Below are 16,947 nucleotides of genomic sequence, written 5' to 3'. Positions count from 1 at the left end.
CCCAGATTCAGACCCATGACGGCAGACGTTTGCCCGCAAGAGCACCTTCTGGAATAGCACATGACAGCACAATACCAAGCGCCAGGCGCCAACTTGAGCGCCCACACCCCCATGATGCAGCAGTATCTGACTCTCAAGGCCGAAAACCCGGAGATCCTGCTGTTCTATCGCATGGGTGACTTCTACGAGCTCTTCTACGACGACGCCCGCAAGGCATCCCAGCTGCTCGACATCTCCCTGACCAAGCGCGGCCAGTCGGCCGGCAGCCCCATCCCGATGGCCGGGGTGCCCTATCACGCCATCGAGGGGTATCTCGCCAAGCTGGTACAGCTCGGCGAATCGGCCGCCATCTGCGAGCAGGTGGGGGATCCCGCCACCAGCAAGGGGCCGGTGGAGCGCAAGGTTATTCGCATCATCACCCCGGGTACCGTCTCCGACGAGGCGCTGCTCAGCGAGCGGCAGGACAACCTGATCGCCGCCGTCTACCACGATGGCCGCCGCTTCGGTTACGGCACCATGGACATCGGCTCCGGTCGCTTCTTCATCAACCAGTTCGAGAAAGAAGAGACCCTGCTGGCGGAGCTGCAACGCACCAATCCGGCGGAGCTGCTCTACCCCGAATCGTTCGCCTTCCTGCACCATGTCGAGGGTCGCCGCGGTCTGCGCTGCCGCCCGGAGTGGGAGTTCGAGCTCGGCACCGCCCGCAAGCTCTTGTGCCAGCAGTTCGGCACCCAGGATCTGGTGGGCTTTGGGGTCGAACAGAGCGAGACCGCCCTGTGCGCCGCCGGCTGCCTGATGCAGTACGTGAAAGACACCCAGCGCACCGCCCTGCCCCACATTCGCAGCGTGCGCCTGGAGCAGCCCGATCATGCGGTCATCATGGATGCCGCCACCCGCCACAATCTGGAGCTGACCCAGAATCTGGCCGGCGGTCACGACAATACCCTCTCCGCCGTGCTCGATTGCACCGCCACGCCGATGGGCAGCCGCCTGCTCAAGCGCTGGATCCACCAGCCGATCCGCGATCGGGTGATCCTCAAAGGTCGCCAGAGCACCATCAAGGAGCTCATCGAGCAGAACCTTTACGACGAGCTGGGCGGATTGCTGCGCCAGGTCGGCGATGTGGAGCGGGTGCTGGCGCGCCTCGCCCTGCGCTCGGCCCGCCCGCGCGATCTGACCCGGCTGCGGCAGGCTTTCGCTCAGCTGCCCGAGTTGCAGCGTCTGCTGGCGGAGAGCGAGCACGAGGCGGTGCAACAGCTGGCCGAGCGGGCAAGTACCTTCCCCGAGCTCTTCGACCTGCTGGAGCGAGCCGTGATGGAGGTGCCGCCGGTGCTGATCCGCGATGGTGGCGTCATCCGCGAAGGGTTCAATCAGGAGCTGGACGAGCTGCGGGATCTGGCCAATGGCGCCACCGCCAGCCTGGCCCGCATCGAGGAGCGGGAGAAGGCGCTCACCGGCATCAACACCCTCAAGGTGGGCTACAACAAGGTGCACGGCTTCTACATCGAGGTGAGCCGCGCCAACAGCCACCTGGTGCCGGCCCACTACATCCGCCGCCAGACGCTGAAAAACAACGAGCGCTACATCATCGACGAGCTGAAGAAGTACGAGGACAAGGTGCTCACCGCCCAGGCCCAGGCGCTGGCGCTGGAAAAACGTCTCTACGAAGAGCTGCTCGACGCCCTGCTGCCGCACCTCGGCGATCTGCAGGAGTCTGCTGCCGCACTGGCGGAGCTGGACGTGCTGGCCAACCTGGCGGAGCGGGCAGAGACCCTCGACTACCGCTGCCCGACGCTTATCGATGAGGATCAGATCCTGATCGAAGCGGGCCGCCATCCGGTGGTGGAGCAGGTGATGACCGACCCCTTTATCGCCAACCCCATCCGGCTGGAGCGGGAGCGGCGGATGCTGATCATCACCGGCCCCAACATGGGTGGTAAATCCACTTACATGCGCCAGACCGCGCTCATCGTGCTGCTGGCCCATATCGGCGCCTTCGTGCCCGCCGACAGCGCCCGCATCGGCCCCATCGACCGCATCTTCACCCGCATCGGGGCGTCGGATGATCTCGCCTCCGGCCGCTCCACCTTTATGGTGGAGATGACCGAGACTGCCAACATCCTCAACAACGCCACCGCCCGCAGTCTGGTGCTGATGGACGAGATTGGCCGCGGCACCAGCACCTACGACGGCCTCTCGCTGGCCTGGGCCTGCGCCGAGCAGCTGGCAAGCAAGATTGGCGCCTACACCCTGTTCGCCACCCACTACTTCGAGCTGACCCGCCTGCCCGAGCTGATGAGCGGGCTGGCCAACGTCCACCTTGATGCGGTGGAGCACGGCGACACCATCGCCTTCATGCACGCAGTACAGGAAGGTGCGGCCAGCCGCTCCTACGGCCTGCAGGTAGCGGCGCTGGCCGGGGTGCCGAAATCGGTGATCCACCAGGCCCGCCACAAGCTGCATGAGCTGGAGAGTGCCACTCCGGTGGCCGCCGGCGAAAGCCGTCCGGCTCCGGTCACTCTCGCCCCGCAACCCCATCCTGTGGTGGAGGAGCTGGCAGCAGTACGCCCGGACGAGCTGACCCCGCGACAGGCCCTTGACCTGCTCTATCGACTCAAGCAGATGCTGTAGCTAACGACCGCCGAACAGGCATGAAAAAGGGGAACCGCGAGGTTCCCCTTTCGTTTGACCGAACCTGTCATGTCATCAGCCCGGACCGATGCGATCCATCAGGCTCAGATTGACCGACCCCGGATGGCGCTTGAGCTTCTGCCTGTATTCGAACTGGTGCTGGCTCTCCTGTTTGAGCCCCTGCATCAGGGAATAGCACATGGCCAGCATGATGACCGAGAAGGGCAGCGCGGCGATGATGCTGGCGGCCTGCAGGGCGGCAAGCCCGCCGGAGACCAGCAGAATGGCCGCGACCAGCCCCTGGCCCAGCCCCCAGATGGCGCGGTGCAGCACCGGGGGATCCTGATCGCCGATGGAGAGCAGCGTCGTAATCACGAGCGTGCCCGAATCGCTGGAGGTGATGAAGTAGGTGCAGATAAGCAGGGTCAGCACCCCCTTGGCAATCCAGCCGAAGGTCTCCCAGTGCAGCAGTTCCACCGTCTTGTAGAGCGCCATGGTGACATCCTGATTGACCGCTTCCACTACGCCGCCGCCACCGAACAGCTCCAGGTTCATGGCTGTCCCGCCGAACACGGTGAGCCAGAGCATGCCGAGCAGGGAGGGCACCAGCAGGACACCGAGCACGAATTCACGAATCGTGCGGCCCTTGGAGATGCGGGCGATGAACATGCCGACAAAGGGTGCCCACGCAATCCACCAGCCCCAGTAGAACGCGGTCCAGCTAGACTGCCAGGCCGAGGTACCGTTGGCTTCGGTATTGGTCCAGAAGCTCAGCTTGACGATGTTCTGCAGGTAATCACCGATGTTCTGCACATAGGCGTTGAGGATGTAGGTGGTCGGCCCCAGCACCAGGAAGAGGCCCAGCACGAACACGCTTAACCAGATATTGAGTTCGGAGAGGATCTTCACCCCGCGCCCGACACCGGAGATGGCCGACAGGGTGGCAATCAGGCTGATGCCACCGATGAGCCAGAGCTGGTTCGCTTGTGACACGCCCATGCCGAACATCTGGTTGAGGCCGGTGTTCATCTGGGAGACGCCCAGCCCAAGGGAGGTCGCCACCCCGAACACGGTACCGAACACCGCCAGCACATCGGCGGCATGGCCCCAGAAGCCGTAGATGCGATCGCCAAGAATGGGATAGAGCACGGAGCGGATGGCCAGCGGCAACTTGCGCCGGTAGCTGAAGAAGGCCAGCGACAGGCCGACGATCACATAGATGGCCCAGGGGTGCAGACCCCAGTGGAAGAAGGTGAGGCGCATGGCGATCTGGGCCGCTTCCGGCGTCATGCCTTCGGTGATGAAGGGGTTGCCCTGCAGGTGATACATGGGCTCGGCGATGCTCCAGAACACCAGGCCTATGCCCATGCCTGCGCTGAACAGCATGGAGAACCATGCAAAGTAGCCAAACTCCGGTACCTGGTCGTCGTCGCCCAGCCGGATGCTGCCAAAGCGGCTGAACATCAGGTAGACGGCGAAGAACAGGAACAGGGCGACCACCAGGATGTAATACCACTTGAAGCCAGCAATGATGGTGTCCTTGGCCCCGGTAAACCAGGTGCCTGCGGTATCCGGATCAAAGACGCCGAACAGCAGGAAGAGGGTCACGACGGTGAGGGCCGTCATGGCCATGGTGGGATTGAGGCCTTTCAAAAGCCCTTTGGTTGCTCGCATCGGGCCTCCTTAGTCGTTGTTGAAAAAGTCTTCACCCACGTGATCGCCGGCACCGCCGATGGCGCGATAGGCCAGACGACCAGCCACCTGCTCACGGTGATCCACCAGGGTCACCGACGGCTGGCCGTTCACTGCGTGGCGTTTGCCGAGGAAGATAGCCATGGGCACCCCCAGATTGGAGACACCGCTGGTGATCCAGAGGCGGTTGAAGTCATAGGAGCCACCGATGAACTCCAACTGTGCCAGCCCATTGTCCAGACCCGCCAGATAAAAGTTCATGGCACTCTCGTCGGGGAAGAGGTGAACCAGCACATAGGCATAGCGCAGCTCATTGACCAACTCCTTTAGACTGAAATAACCTGTGTTACTGCAAGAGAGCGGCAGCTCGCCATCGTAGTGGTGTACCTTGAGGTTGTTGGGGTCCTCGTCATAAGCAGGTTGATAACGCACAAATGCCGCGGTATCAGGCAGTTCATAGCGAACTCTGACCACGCGCAGATCGGCAACCAGGGACTTGATATCCAGGTCGTCATGCATGATTTCACTCCTCAAATATCGGGTTGGAATGGGGCAATTGTCCGATAACCTAACACAATATTCATTAGAGCTAAAACCATTACATCAAAAACCATATTGACCTTGTTATGGATTAGGCGGAGAATTTCGCGCCTCTCCACAGCCCTGCGATGACCCAGACCCCATGGAAAAACATGATGAAGTGCTGATCGCCCTGCGCCAGATCATCCGTGCCATCGACATGCACTCCAAGCGCTTGATCAAGGAGGCCGGCCTGACCTCGCCCCAGCTCCTGCTGCTCAAGGGGATCGACGAGCTTGGCCAGATCTCCATGCGCCAGCTGGCGGATCACACCAACATGAGCCAGGCCACCGCGACCACCATCATGGACCGGCTGGAGAGCCGCCAGCTGGTGCAGCGCATTCGCAGCGAAACCGACAAACGCAAGGTGCATGCGACGCTCACTGACGCGGGACGCGCCCTGCTTGCCCAGGCTCCGACCCCCTTGCAGGAGAGTTTCATTCAACGCTTTCAGGCACTGGAGAACTGGGAGCAGGGGTTGTTGCTCTCATCCCTGCAACGCATCTCCGCCATGATGAATGCCGACGGCATCGATGCCGCCCCCGTGCTGAGTGTCAGCCCCCTGACCGAAGAGCGGGCCTGAAATCCTGAAGTCCGTTTACATGTTTTCAGTTAACTTCTGGCACTCAGAACCCGATATACCGCATCGGGGATTCTGCATTGCGAGGCCTAATGCGATCATTCTGGGTTATAACTACCCACCACCTTATGCACCATCTTCCTCGTCTACACCAGGTCCTACGGGCTTTGCTACAGCAACTCTCCTTTCAGTATCCCGTTCACCCGCTCTGCCAGCGCATTCTGATAACAGTCATACCCATCAGTCATCGAGTACTGTACTCCGTACCGTTCATACAGCGTCTGATTCAAGCCTGAGCAATACTGCACCCTGCCGTCCGAGTGATGGATAAACTCCCCGCTGCCACGCCGTTGCTTCAGTGCTCTGCGCCATCACAACCAACTCAGCATGCATCCCTTCGTGCACGTGATGCCCCGCTATCTTACGCGGGAAGGCATCCGTCACCAGGCTCAGGTAGAGTGGCCCGCTCTTTGCCGGCAGGTAAGTGATGTCGGCAACCAAGACCTGCCCTGGCGCCACCGCAGTGATTTTCACCAGGCCGGGTTTGAGCAAGTTGGGATGGCGATAGAAACGCTGAAAACTGTGGAGCGTCTTGTGATAGGCCCGTTTGGGCTGCACCAACAGACGGTGCTCGGCCAATATCCTAAACAGTCTGTCCCACCAGACCGTCAGCCCAGCATCGTCTTGGCCCTGCAGCAGATAATGCTACTTGTGGATGCCCACCCGTAGTGAACTTTGCGCACAAAGCTCACTACCTGCTGCCCTTGTGCATGACGCAGGTCGGCGACCCGATTGCGATTGTAGTCAGCCTAACGGTTTATTCCGAGGAACCAGCAAGCACTGAAGATGGTCAGCTTTTCGACATACCGCTGCGAGAGAGCTTACCAGGTCGTTTTTTACGATTGAGGCGCCTTCAAAGAACTGAGCCTCCAGGCTCATCAGCGCCAGCTACTCGAGCTCCTTGATACGCTGTTCAGACATTTGGTTGCCGGGATCAGGCATGATGTGATCCTGCCAGCTCTAATCGATGCTCCCTGGCTCCAACCCTGCAGACCATGCTTATGCAACCATACCAGAATGGTCGAATTGCCCTGAATGCCATATTGGAATTGTGTCTACTGGTAGGTGAGTTCACCTTTTTCAATCTGCTCGACCAGGGACAATTTAAACCTCAGTGAGTAATCGCGCTGTGTGCGTTTCACACCTTGTCCCATCGAGATCTCCATCTATTCGGGGAAGAAGGTATAAGCCATATTCAGGACGGGGACAATGGGAAAAGAAAAAGCCCAGCATTGCTGCTGGGCTTTTTATTTGGCTCCTCCTGCTGGGCTCGAACCAGCGACCTGCGGATTAACAGTCCGTCGCTCTACCGACTGAGCTAAGGAGGAATTATTCGTGGTGCCCAGAGACGGAATCGAACCGCCGACACGGGGATTTTCAATCCCCTGCTCTACCGACTGAGCTATCTGGGCAAATGGTGCCGGCTACCGGAATCGAACTGGTGACCTACTGATTACAAGTCAGTTGCTCTACCTACTGAGCTAAGCCGGCACACTTCAAACCATTGTGCATGAACACGTTTTTATTTCATGGCACCAAAATATGGTGCCCAGAGACGGAATCGAACCGCCGACACGGGGATTTTCAATCCCCTGCTCTACCGACTGAGCTATCTGGGCGTGGGCGCTATTAAACGGATTTTAGGGCAGGTGGTCAACGGGAAATTTCACTTTTCGTCTCGTTCGTCTCTTTTTTGCGCAGCATCATCCATTTTCATCACTTCTGCTGGCGGGACCGCTCCCCGGCGCCCCCAGAGGCGGGACTCCTCCCCCTTGAGCAGGCGGGTAATGTTCTCGTGATGACGGATCAGGATGAGACAGGAGAGCAGGGAGACCGGCAACGTGTATTCCGGTTTGAGCAGATAGGTAAAGAGCGGAGTCAGCAACACGGTCACGATGGACGCCAGTGACGAATAGCCGCTCACCAGCAGCACCAGCAGCCAGGTGGTGATGACGGCACCGCCCATGGCAAACCCAATGGGCAACATGGTACCGAGGGCGGTGGCGACGCCCTTGCCACCACGGAAGTGGAAGAAGAGGGGGTACATGTGACCCAGACAGGCTGCCACCCCGATAAAGCCGAGGTAGACGGGCTTGATCTGCAGATACCAGGCGAGGTAGACGGGGGCCATCCCCTTGAGCACATCGAGAAGCAGTACGATCAGCGCCGCCATCCGGCCGCCGAGGCGCAACACATTGGTCGCCCCCGGGTTGTGGGAACCATGGTCACGGGGATCCGGCAGACCCGTGATGCGGGAAACCAGCACGGCACTGGACAGCGAGCCGCCCAGATAGGCCAGAATAATCATCAAAATCGTCAGGGCCGTCATCTTGGTCGTTTTTACCACGATATGAATGGGGTATGATGCGGGCCACATTCCCAGGCCCGGGCTTGCCCGAAAGCGTGTCGCCCAAACCGGCCGCCAGCGGCAATCTGCTTGCCGGGCCTGCATCCCTGCGCTGTTTTCACAGCCCATCAAGAGTAAAGAAGAAGTACTGTCATGGACAAGGTGTTTATTCGCGGACTCGAGGTTTTGACCACCATAGGGGTATATGAGTGGGAGAAGGGCATTCGCCAGAAGCTCTGTTTCGACCTCGAGATGGGGTTTGACAACCGCCCAGCCGCCGCAACCGACGATATCAATCTGGCGCTGGATTACGCCACCCTCTCTCGCAAGATCTGTGATCACGCCCAGGGCAAGATAGTGGAGCTGGTCGAGACCATGGCCGAGCAGGTCGCCGCCCTGGTGCTGGAAGACGAGCGGGTACAGTGGGTCAAGGTGACCCTGACCAAACCGGGTGCCGTGCCCAATGCGGCAGGCGTCGGGGTCGAGATCCTGCGCCATCGCACGCCGGCTGCGAGCGCCAACTGATGACCCGCATCTATATCAGTCTGGGATCCAACATCGATCGGGAACGCCATATCCGCGCCGGCCTCGATGCCCTGCACGCCGAATTCGGCGAGTTGCAGGTCTCCCGGGTATTCGAGAGCGAGGCGGTGGGCTTCAACGGCCGCCCCTTCTACAACCTGGTGGTGGGTGCCGATACCGAGCTGCCCCTGGCAACCCTGTGCCAGCGGCTGCGCGCCATGGAGTTCGCTCACGGCCGCGAGCCGGATGCCAAAAAGTTCGCCCCGCGCACCCTGGATCTCGATCTGCTGCTCTACGGCGAGCTGGTCTGCGAGACACCGCTGGTGCTGCCCCGCGGCGAGATCCTCACCAACGCCTTCGTGCTCTGGCCGCTGGCGGAGCTGGCCCCCACATTCCGCCACCCCATCGATGGTCGCACCATCGGTGAGCTGTGGGCAGGTTACGACAAAGCCTCCCAGCGCCTTGACCCCATTCCCTTCCACTGGAAAGCGGGCGAATTGCAGCATCACTGAACAACAAGGGCACCCTCGGGTGCCCTTGTTGATGACTCCGCTGATGACGGATAAGAAACAGTGATTGGGCCTGCGCCGGTGCAAGTGGCAGGATGACCGCCATCACAGGAGAACCCCATGCCACTCGATGCCATTCACGACTTCAACCGTCAGTTGCTCACCGACCTGCCCCACCAGCGCTTCGAGCACGAACCCATCCTCGATTACGCCACCGACGAGCGGGTCAAGGCTCGCCTCGGCTGGCAGGCCGAGTTCAGCAAGACCCTTTTCCTCAAATTCAAGGATGGTCGCTTCGCCCTGCTGCTGACCCACAGGGACGGCCGGCTCGACAGCAAGGCGGTCAAGGCGGCGCTCGGTGCCAAACCCTCCATCTGTACCGCCGACGAGATGCAGACCGAGATTGGCTGCCTGCCGGGAGCCGTCTGCCCCTTCCTGCCCCGCGCCGACATCCCCCTGCTGGTGGATCCCGTGCTCATGAATCACCACGCCTTTACCTGGACGCCGGGCCACCCCGAGCAGACTTTCCTGCTGGAGACCACCCACCTGGCCGGACTGCTGGCCCGATTGCCCTGCGACGTGAGCTACCTGCCCTCCCCCTGAGCCTGGGACTCAGCGCTTTTCCCGCGCCAGCTGGGCGAAGATCAGCGCCGCCAGCATGGACATCAAGCCGATGCACAGATAGGTGAGGTGGAACCCCTCCAGCCAGCTGCCACTCTCCTCGGGCTGGCCGATGGAGAAGAGCCCCAGCAGGCTGGCGGCGATGGCCACCCCCAGGCTCATGGAGAGCTGCATCACCACCGACAGCAGACCGTTGCCGCTGCTGGCGTGCTCGCTGCTGAGATCCTGCAGGGTCAGGGTGTTCATGGCGGAAAATTGCAGGGAGTTGATGGCGCCAAAGACCGCCAGCCACACCAGCAGTACGCCGTGGGGCACCTGGTTGTCGATGAAATAGAAGCTCGCGATCATGGCCCCGAGCGCCAGGGTGTTGCCGATGAGGATGCGGCGATAACCGATGCGCGGAATGAGCTTGTTCACCAGCGTCTTGGTCAGCATGGCGCCGATCACCGTGGGGATCATGGTCATCCCCGCCTTGCTCGGGGAGAAGCCGAGCCCCAGTTGCAGGAAGAGCGGGGTGAGAAACGGCATGGCGCCGCTGCCGAGGCGGGCAAACAGATTGCCCCAGATACCGATGGCGAAGGTGGACGTCTTGAACAGCGTCAGACTGAACAGGGGCTGCTCCGCCGTGGCGGCATAGAGCCAGTAGCTCGCCATGGCGGCCAGACCGAACAATACCGCAAACAGGGCCCAGCCGGTTGAGATGCTGTGCTCCCCCAGGCCTTGCAGACCGACGGATACCAGCACCATGCCGACACTGAACAGCACAAACCCCTGCCAGTCAAACCTGGCGGTGTGCTGGCGCAGGTCGGGCATGAAGTGCCAGCTCGCCACGAAGCCGAGCAAGCCCACCGGCAGGTTGATGAGGAAGACCCAGTGCCAGCTCGCCACCTCCACCAGCCAGCCCCCCAGGGCCGGGCCGATGAGGGGGCCGAGCAGACCGGGGATGGTGACGAACGACATCACCCTCAGCAGCTCATGCTTGCTGTAGACCCGCAGCACCGCCAGACGCCCGATAGGCATCAGCAAGGCCCCCCCGACCCCTTGCAACACCCGGGCGATCACCAGCATGGGCAGGGTGTTGGCGATGGCACAGGCCAGGGAACCCAGGGTAAACAGCAGGATGGCGACCAGATAGACCCGGCGGGTGCCAAATCTGTCCGCCAGCCAGCCGGAGGCGGGAATGAGCAGGGCCACCGTCAGCATGTAGGCGATGATGACGGACTGCATCTGCAGCGGACTCTCGCCCAGGGCCTCGGCCATGCTGGGCAGGGCGGTGTTGAGGATGGTGCCATCCAGGGTCTGCATGAAAAAACCGACCGCCGTCAGCCAGGGCAGCCATTTGCGCTGGGCGGGCGTCACCATCGGGGAGCTGTCAGGCATGGTTCTGTCTCTCCTCATCACATAAGAAAAGACCCGCACGAGCGCGGGTCATATCAGCATATCAGGCATCCGGGTGGCCGAGCATGGCCTTGAGGTGCTCTTCCAGGCTGGGTTCGGGGGCCTTGAGGGTCGAGAGGAACAACTGCTCTATGCCAGCCCTGTCCTGGCTCTTCACGATGAACACCAGCCGGGACTGGGCCTTGCCTTCGGGCCACTCCCCCAGCGCCTGCAACGGATAGAGCTGGCCGTGCACGCCGTGGATCACCACGGGCTGGCTCTCCCCTTCCAGTTGCAATATCCCCTTGAGACGCAGCAGGGCATCGCCGTATTGCGCCTGCACCGCATCGATGGCGGCCAGCAGGCGGGAGGGCTTGAGCGGCTCGCCGATGCGCAGGGAGAAACTTTCGATATTGCCGTGCTCGAAGCGGGTGGGCGCGGCCGTCCCCACCTTGGCGGCAAACGGCGTCATCTTCGGCTGCATGGGCGAAGCCAGCCCCTGTTTCGGGGATTCGGTACGCAGCCAGGCCAGCAACTGGCGCACGTCGCGCCCCGCCGCCTCGTTGTAGGCGCCGAGCTTCTCCAGCACCGCGGGTGAGAGCACGCCATTGCTGACCCGCTGGATGGGAGCTGCCGGATTGAGGGCCGCCAGTTGGGCTTCCACCCGAGCAAGGGTCTCTTCATCCACCAGATCGCCCTTGCTCACCACCAGCAGATCCGCCAGCGCCACCTGTTTGACCGCCTCATATTGAGCCGCAAGCTGCTGCTCGATATGGCCGGCATCCACCACGGTGACGGTGCCGTCGAAGCGGTAGCGCTGGGCGATAAAGCCCTCTTCCCTCAACGTGAACAGCACGGGGGCCGGATCGGCCAGACCCGTGGTTTCGATGATCAGCCGTTTGAAGGGTTTGATTTTGCGCTGGATGGCTTTCATGAAGAGCCCCTGCAGCGCCTCCACCAGGGATCCCTGCACCGAGCAGCAGATGCAGCCGGAATCGAGCAGCACCACCTGCTCGTCCACCTGCTGTACCAGATGATGATCCAGCCCCACGGAGCCGAACTCGTTGATGAGCACGGCGCACTCCCCGAGCTCGGGCTGCTTGACCCAGTGGTTGAGCAGGGTGGTCTTGCCGCTGCCGAGAAAACCGGTCAGCAGGGTCACGGGGATGCGGGTGTCTTGCATGTCTGTCATCGGGTTGCCCCCCCTCTGATCGGCAGGAGGATGAGTAAGCGAGTGTCTTGCATATCGGTCATGTCAGATCCTTACCGGTTGGCGAACAGGTCGCCGAGCCAGCGGTTTTCGAAACGGCCATGGGGGTCAAGCTCCCGCTTCAGGGCCAGGAAGTCGTGCCAGCGCGGCAACAGGGCCGGGAAGTCGTAGAGGTCCATCGCCAGGTGCTTGCCGAAATGGGGAATGCCGCCGAGGGGCACCAGCAGTTGCTGCAACTCGCGCATCTGCTCCATGGAGCCCCCGACAAAGGTCCCGTCCGCCGCCAGATAGACCAGAAAACCTATCCAGCACACCGACTTGTCATGGGCGGCACTGAGCCAGGCCACGGAGGGACCGGTGCAGCGCAGGATGAAGGGGTAGTGCAGCACGCCGGGGTTCGCCTCCTGCCATGCCTGCAGGATTTCAAGGGCCTCCCCCATGCGTTCGAGGGGCACGGCCACCTCGCAGTTGATCTGGGGTGCAGGGATCCCCTTGCAGAGGATCTGGTAGACGTTGCCCACCAGATCCGAGGCGTCCTTGAAGCGGCGTACCGTCTCGAAGTGCTCGCCTGCCCTGGCCTCGTCCTTGGTGTCTCTGGCCATCTTCTGCAGGGTTGCGTCTATGGTGGCATTGAGCGCCAGGTTCATGCGCTCGTCCATGTCTCCCTCCAGCACCAGCGGCTCGCTGCCCCCGGCCCGGTAGCGGGCCACCTCGTCATCGGAGGCGGGATCCACCAGCCAGATGTGGCTCTCGCCGGTCCAGGCGAACCACCAGCTCTTCACGAAGGCGTGCTCCCGGTTGAGGCGCTCGTTGTGTTCCAGCAGGAAGGGGTAGTCGGTGGTGAACTTGGTGCAGCGCATGATGCGGTTGGGCACAGTGTTGAGGGTCACATCCAGCAGGATGCCGAGCATCCCCATGCCCATCACGAAGGCGCCGAAGCGCGGATCGGTGCGATCCACACGGATGATGTCGCCGCTCGCCAGCATCACGGTCAGGGCAGCCACCGCATCGCACAGGGCGGACTGGTGCAATCCCTGCCCATGGGTGCCGGTGCTGAGCGCACCGCCCAGGGTCTGGATGCCGATGACGCCGGGGGATGCCGGCAGCATGCGATCCATGGCGATGAGGTCGGCATAGACGGTATCAAGCGGCGTCCCCGCCAGGTAGGTCACCGTATCGGCAGTCTTGTCCAGCTGGCCGCGCAGGTGGTGCAGGTCCACCAGCAGCGCCTGGCTGCCTTCGGCGTAGACGCTGTGGATGGGTTCGAAAGAGAGGCCGGAGCCGATGAGCCGCAGCTTGCGCTCGGGGTATTCCCGCAGCAGTTGCTGCAGCTCGTCACGGGTCGTCGGGCGCCACACCTGATCAAGGGCGCCGAGGGGGTTGGTTCTGGACCAGTTGAACAGCACCTCCCGATTGCCAATCGCCTTGATGCTGTGAAATGCCTGGAACCTGACCGTCATACCGCGCCTCATCTGACTTCAAAATGAGCGCCAATTCTACCGAAAAGTGGCTGCCAAGGCATGAAAAACAAGACCCTACAGTCGGGGGTGGATAGGGGGAGCGCCCCTCCCCGCCTCAGCGCGTCTGCTGGGTCAATGCCAGCAACATGCCGAATCCCACCAGCAGCCCCCCGAACACCCGATCGATCCAGTGGCGTACCGCCAGCAGTCGGTCCCGCACCGCAGGGGTGGAGAAGAAGAGCGCCACCGCACCAAACCAGAGGGCGTGCGCCAGCGCGATGAAGGCGCCATAGCCGATCTGGACCGCCAGCGGCGTCTGCGGCTGCACCACCTGCATGAAGAGACTGACGATGAAGATGGTCGTCTTGGGATTGAGCACATTGGTCAGAAATCCGGTACGCAGCGCCCCCAGGCTGGAGAGGGCAGGCTGACAGATGCTCTCTTCATCGGCAGCCGGTTTGGCCCGCAGCATCTTGACGCCGAGGAAGATGAGATAGGCGGCCCCTGCCAGCTTGATGAGATTGAACAGCCAGAGGGATTGCTGGATCAGCAGGCCCACCCCCAGCAGGGTGTAGGCCACGTGCACGCAGACCCCGGCCGCGATGCCGATCGCCGTCAGCACGCCGGTGCGGCGCGAGAGCAGCAGGCTGTTGCGCGACACCATGGCAAAGTCGGGCCCGGGGCTGATGACGGCAAAGAGGGTAATGGCGACAACGGCTAACAGTTCGGTCATGAAAAGAGTCCTGATTAGAGAGGATATCGGCTATTTTATTTGCCAATAACACCAATAAAGAACGATGATTTCTGACATGAATGGTGAAAAAAACTCACAAAAAGCCCTCTCGCTTCCCTCCCTTACCGCCCTGCGCTGTTTCGAGGTGGCTGCCCGCACCGAGCATTTCGGCCGCGCCGCCGACGAACTGCACCTCACCCATGGCGCCATCAGCCGGGCGGTACGACTGCTCGAGGAGGATCTGGGGGTCATGCTGTTCGAGCGGCGCCAGCGCCGGGTCTTTCTGACCAACGCGGGTGAACGGTTCTATCAGGCGGTCAGAGAGGGGCTGGGCAGCATCCGCCAGACGGCGCAGGCCCTGCGCCAGCAGAGCCGTCCCCAATCACTGGTGCTCTCCTGCGAACCCACCCTTCTGATGCGCTGGCTGATCCCGCGCTGGCCCGCCTTCCAGGCCCTGCACCCAGAGCTGGACGTACACCTGATGGCGGGCGGCGGCGCCCTCAGCTTTGGCAGCGGCATCGATCTCGCCATCCGGCGCAACGACTTTCACTGGCCTGCCGAGCTCTACAACCAGTTGCTGTTCGAGGAGCGGACCGGCCCTGTCTGTCCGCCAGGCAAGGTGGCGCACTTTTTTGAATCCAGGGGGGATGTGCAGGCCCTCAAGCCAACGGCCCCCCGTCTGCACACCAAGACCCGTCCGGGCGCCTGGTTGGAGTGGCAGCAGCACGCAGGCATGTCCGCCGACGAGGAGGTGCCGGGTCAGACCTTCGAGCACTTCTATTTCAGCCTGCAGGCGGCAGTCGCCGGGCTGGGAGTCGCCATCGGCCCCTACCGCCAGGTGTGCGACGATATCGAGGCCGGTCTGCTGGTGGCACCGCTCGGCTTCGTCCCCGACGGCACCGGCTATCACCTGCTCGCCCCCGCGCCACCCGAACCCGGCAGCCCCCACGACATCCTGGTGAACTGGCTGCACAGCCTGGTGGGCGCGGCCTAGCCCTGGGCGGTGCGCCCGGCGGCGACCTGTATCTCTCCCGCCGTCAGCTCCCGGCAGAACTGGCGTATCGGCATGGGGCGGGCAAACAGGTATCCCTGCAGATACTGGACCCCCTTGCCTCTCAGATAGGCGGCCTGCTGCTCCGTCTCCACCCCTTCGGCCACCAGGGACAAACCCAGCCGTCCCCCAAGGTCGATGACGTTGTCCACGATGTGCTCGGAGAGGGACTCCGTCCCGATACGGCCGATGAAGGAGCGGTCGATCTTGAGATAGTCCACGTGGAATTGCTGCAGATAGATGAGGCTGGAGTGGCCGGTGCCAAAGTCATCGATGGCGAGCTGCACCCCCATCTCGTCGAGCTGGCGAAACAGGGAGAGGGTCTGCGGGCTGGTCACCAGCAGCTCCCGCTCCGTGAGCTCCAGCACCAGCACCACCCGTCCCGGCACGAAGTGGCCGAGGAAGTCGCGGCACTCCGTCACCAGGGAGAGGTCCCGGCAGTGGATGGCACTGATGTTGAAGCTGATGTGAAACGCCTCGGGCAACTGCTCCTGTACCGGGTGGAGTGTCTTGGCCACCGTCTTCATCAGGTTGACCGTCATGGGCACGATCAGGCCAGACTCTTCCGCCTGGGGGATGAAGAGATCGGGGCGGATCAGCCCCTCGGTGGCATGTTGCCAGCGCATCAGTACCTCGGCTCCCACCATCTTGCCGCCCTTGCTGGCGATCAGCGGTTGCAGATAGGGGACAAATTCCCTGGCTCGCAGCCCGCGTCTCAGCTCGTCCGTCAGGGCCCCCGGCCGCCCAAGCAGCCACCACACCAGCAGTGAGAGCACCAGCGAACTGGCTCCCAGCCAGATCAGTTGCAGATGGCGAGCCTCCCACAGGGCACGCCAGTAGATCGGCATGGCATAACCGGCGTGGATGGTGAAGGGGTAACGCTGGGAGGCGAGTATCAGGGCAAACTTGCTGTGCAGTTTCGGCGGATCGCTTTGGAAGTGGCCGGACTCATCGAGCCAGGCGGACCCCACCTGCAAGAAGAGCTCGCTGGGATCGCTGCTCAGGGTGAGCATGAAACTGAGCTGGCTGCTGTCAATGGCGCTCAGTGCCGCATCACGCCCCCGCTCCTGACGCACCACCAGCAAGGGGTGATTCTTGCGCACCAGGTTGCCGCTCATCAGCAGCAACTTGCGATCCGTGTAGCGGGAGCCGTCATCCACTTCCCTGGCAGGCCCGAACAGCGAGGTGCAGTTGATGATCCCCTGTCGCACCAGATTGATGGAGCGCAGGAACGGCTCCAGCGCCACCCGCTTGCGCAGCAGCAACAGGTTGTCGCTGCAGGAGCGACCGGCCAGCGGCAATACCTCGAGGTTGGCCCGCTCGGCCTGATCCAGCATGCGCTCCAGCAAGGTTCTGGCCTTGCTGGCTGACGCACTGGCATCGTTCTTCAGCTCCTGCTCGTAGCTGTCATGCACCATCCACCCTCCCACCACCAGGGGCAGGGCTAACACCAGCAGGGCACAACCAAGGCGCCACTTCATGCGGGCCAGATCAATCCGGAACAGAAACATAGCAACCACGCCGCAATGCGCGGGCCCGCTTCGCAGGTACCGCGGTATAAAAATGCCCACCAGG

The 16,947-nt window shown here is 62.1% G+C and carries 15 protein-coding genes, 4 tRNA genes and 1 pseudogene; 6 read left to right on the top strand and 14 right to left on the bottom strand.

The genetic code is table 11. The features are described from left to right. Nucleotides 1–60: 60 nt before the first annotated feature. On the top strand, nucleotides 61–2,631 hold the full coding sequence (mutS, locus tag J9893_RS06195; RefSeq protein WP_210600924.1) for a DNA mismatch repair protein MutS: 2,571 nt from the start codon (nucleotides 61–63) through the stop codon (nucleotides 2,629–2,631). A 75-nt stretch (nucleotides 2,632–2,706) separates the two neighbouring features. Here mutS and J9893_RS06190 read toward each other — a convergent pair whose 3' ends face one another. Both J9893_RS06190 and J9893_RS06185 read right to left on the bottom strand, forming a co-directional pair. Continuing rightward, nucleotides 2,707–4,305, bottom strand: a complete 1,599-nt coding sequence (locus J9893_RS06190) for a BCCT family transporter (RefSeq protein ID WP_010672815.1) — start codon at nucleotides 4,303–4,305, stop codon at nucleotides 2,707–2,709. A 9-nt stretch (nucleotides 4,306–4,314) separates the two neighbouring features. Next, complete coding sequence (locus J9893_RS06185) at nucleotides 4,315–4,842, bottom strand: hypothetical protein (RefSeq protein ID WP_210600923.1); 528 nt, start codon at nucleotides 4,840–4,842, stop codon at nucleotides 4,315–4,317. Between the two features lie 163 nt (nucleotides 4,843–5,005). Between J9893_RS06185 and J9893_RS06180 the strand changes: the two genes are divergently transcribed. Further along, nucleotides 5,006–5,485 carry a MarR family transcriptional regulator gene (locus J9893_RS06180; RefSeq protein WP_010672813.1) on the top strand — a complete coding sequence of 160 codons (480 nt, stop codon included), beginning with the start codon at nucleotides 5,006–5,008 and terminating at the stop codon, nucleotides 5,483–5,485. 267 nt (nucleotides 5,486–5,752) lie between these two features. Here the strand turns inward: J9893_RS06180 and J9893_RS21600 are convergent, their stop codons facing one another. The 7 genes and pseudogenes from J9893_RS21600 to plsY form a co-directional block, all read right to left on the bottom strand. Further along, the gene (locus J9893_RS21600) at nucleotides 5,753–6,121 is read right to left on the bottom strand and encodes a hypothetical protein (protein ID WP_246875514.1); all 369 of its coding nucleotides are present in this window, start codon (nucleotides 6,119–6,121) and stop codon (nucleotides 5,753–5,755) included. A 395-nt stretch (nucleotides 6,122–6,516) separates the two neighbouring features. Then, a pseudogene (locus tag J9893_RS21595) lies at nucleotides 6,517–6,696 on the bottom strand (IS3 family transposase); the annotation flags it as partial. 98 nt (nucleotides 6,697–6,794) lie between these two features. Then, a tRNA-Asn gene (locus J9893_RS06170) sits at nucleotides 6,795–6,870 on the bottom strand. A gap of 8 nt (nucleotides 6,871–6,878) precedes the next feature. Then, a tRNA-Phe gene (locus tag J9893_RS06165) sits at nucleotides 6,879–6,954 on the bottom strand. 3 nt (nucleotides 6,955–6,957) lie between these two features. After that, nucleotides 6,958–7,033: transfer RNA gene (locus J9893_RS06160), tRNA-Thr, on the bottom strand. Nucleotides 7,034–7,085: 52 nt separating this feature from the next. Further along, nucleotides 7,086–7,161, bottom strand: a tRNA-Phe gene (locus J9893_RS06155). 47 nt (nucleotides 7,162–7,208) lie between these two features. Beyond that, nucleotides 7,209–7,871, bottom strand: a complete 663-nt coding sequence (gene plsY / locus J9893_RS06150; protein ID WP_029314836.1) for a glycerol-3-phosphate 1-O-acyltransferase PlsY — start codon at nucleotides 7,869–7,871, stop codon at nucleotides 7,209–7,211. A gap of 171 nt (nucleotides 7,872–8,042) precedes the next feature. Here plsY and folB point away from each other — a divergent pair, with 171 nt between their 5' ends. The 3 genes from folB to J9893_RS06135 all read left to right on the top strand — a co-directional run bounded on the left by folB (nucleotide 8,043) and on the right by J9893_RS06135 (nucleotide 9,523). Further along, nucleotides 8,043–8,414, top strand: coding sequence for a dihydroneopterin aldolase (gene folB / locus J9893_RS06145; protein ID WP_010675798.1), 372 nt, complete (start codon nucleotides 8,043–8,045; stop codon nucleotides 8,412–8,414). Beyond that, on the top strand, nucleotides 8,414–8,923 hold the full coding sequence (gene folK, locus J9893_RS06140) for a 2-amino-4-hydroxy-6-hydroxymethyldihydropteridine diphosphokinase (RefSeq protein ID WP_042865424.1): 510 nt from the start codon (nucleotides 8,414–8,416) through the stop codon (nucleotides 8,921–8,923). Before folB ends, folK begins: the two co-directional genes overlap by 1 nt. A 117-nt stretch (nucleotides 8,924–9,040) precedes the next feature. Continuing rightward, nucleotides 9,041–9,523: a YbaK/EbsC family protein gene (locus J9893_RS06135; protein ID WP_119197025.1), complete on the top strand. Its 483-nt coding sequence runs from the start codon at nucleotides 9,041–9,043 to the stop codon at nucleotides 9,521–9,523. 9 nt (nucleotides 9,524–9,532) lie between these two features. On the opposite strand, the gene mdtD is transcribed toward J9893_RS06135, so the two are convergent. The 4 genes from mdtD to J9893_RS06115 form a co-directional block, all read right to left on the bottom strand. Further along, complete coding sequence (gene mdtD, locus J9893_RS06130) at nucleotides 9,533–10,960, bottom strand: multidrug transporter subunit MdtD (protein WP_349237067.1); 1,428 nt, start codon at nucleotides 10,958–10,960, stop codon at nucleotides 9,533–9,535. A gap of 22 nt (nucleotides 10,961–10,982) precedes the next feature. Beyond that, nucleotides 10,983–12,110 carry a GTP-binding protein gene (locus tag J9893_RS06125; protein WP_210600921.1) on the bottom strand — a complete coding sequence of 376 codons (1,128 nt, stop codon included), beginning with the start codon at nucleotides 12,108–12,110 and terminating at the stop codon, nucleotides 10,983–10,985. Between the two features lie 71 nt (nucleotides 12,111–12,181). Continuing rightward, nucleotides 12,182–13,588, bottom strand: coding sequence for a D-arabinono-1,4-lactone oxidase (locus J9893_RS06120; RefSeq protein ID WP_048208545.1), 1,407 nt, complete (start codon nucleotides 13,586–13,588; stop codon nucleotides 12,182–12,184). Between the two features lie 115 nt (nucleotides 13,589–13,703). After that, on the bottom strand, nucleotides 13,704–14,321 hold the full coding sequence (locus J9893_RS06115) for a LysE family transporter (protein ID WP_210600920.1): 618 nt from the start codon (nucleotides 14,319–14,321) through the stop codon (nucleotides 13,704–13,706). 76 nt (nucleotides 14,322–14,397) lie between these two features. On the opposite strand from J9893_RS06115, the gene J9893_RS06110 reads away from it, so the two are divergent. Further along, nucleotides 14,398–15,315, top strand: a complete 918-nt coding sequence (locus tag J9893_RS06110) for a LysR family transcriptional regulator (protein WP_210600919.1) — start codon at nucleotides 14,398–14,400, stop codon at nucleotides 15,313–15,315. On the opposite strand, the gene J9893_RS06105 is transcribed toward J9893_RS06110, so the two are convergent. Then, nucleotides 15,312–16,883 (bottom strand): cyclic diguanylate phosphodiesterase, encoded by a 1,572-nt coding sequence (locus tag J9893_RS06105; RefSeq protein WP_210557702.1) that lies wholly within the window; start codon nucleotides 16,881–16,883, stop codon nucleotides 15,312–15,314. The genes J9893_RS06110 and J9893_RS06105 overlap by 4 nt on opposite strands. Nucleotides 16,884–16,947 lie beyond the last annotated feature (64 nt).

It is taken from the genome of Aeromonas sp. MaB10011B, assembly GCF_017939325.1.
Classification (GTDB): domain Bacteria; phylum Pseudomonadota; class Gammaproteobacteria; order Enterobacterales; family Aeromonadaceae; genus Aeromonas; species Aeromonas caviae.
Note: the sequence above shows the minus strand (reverse complement) of the source record. Positions and strands in the feature narration are given on the sequence as shown.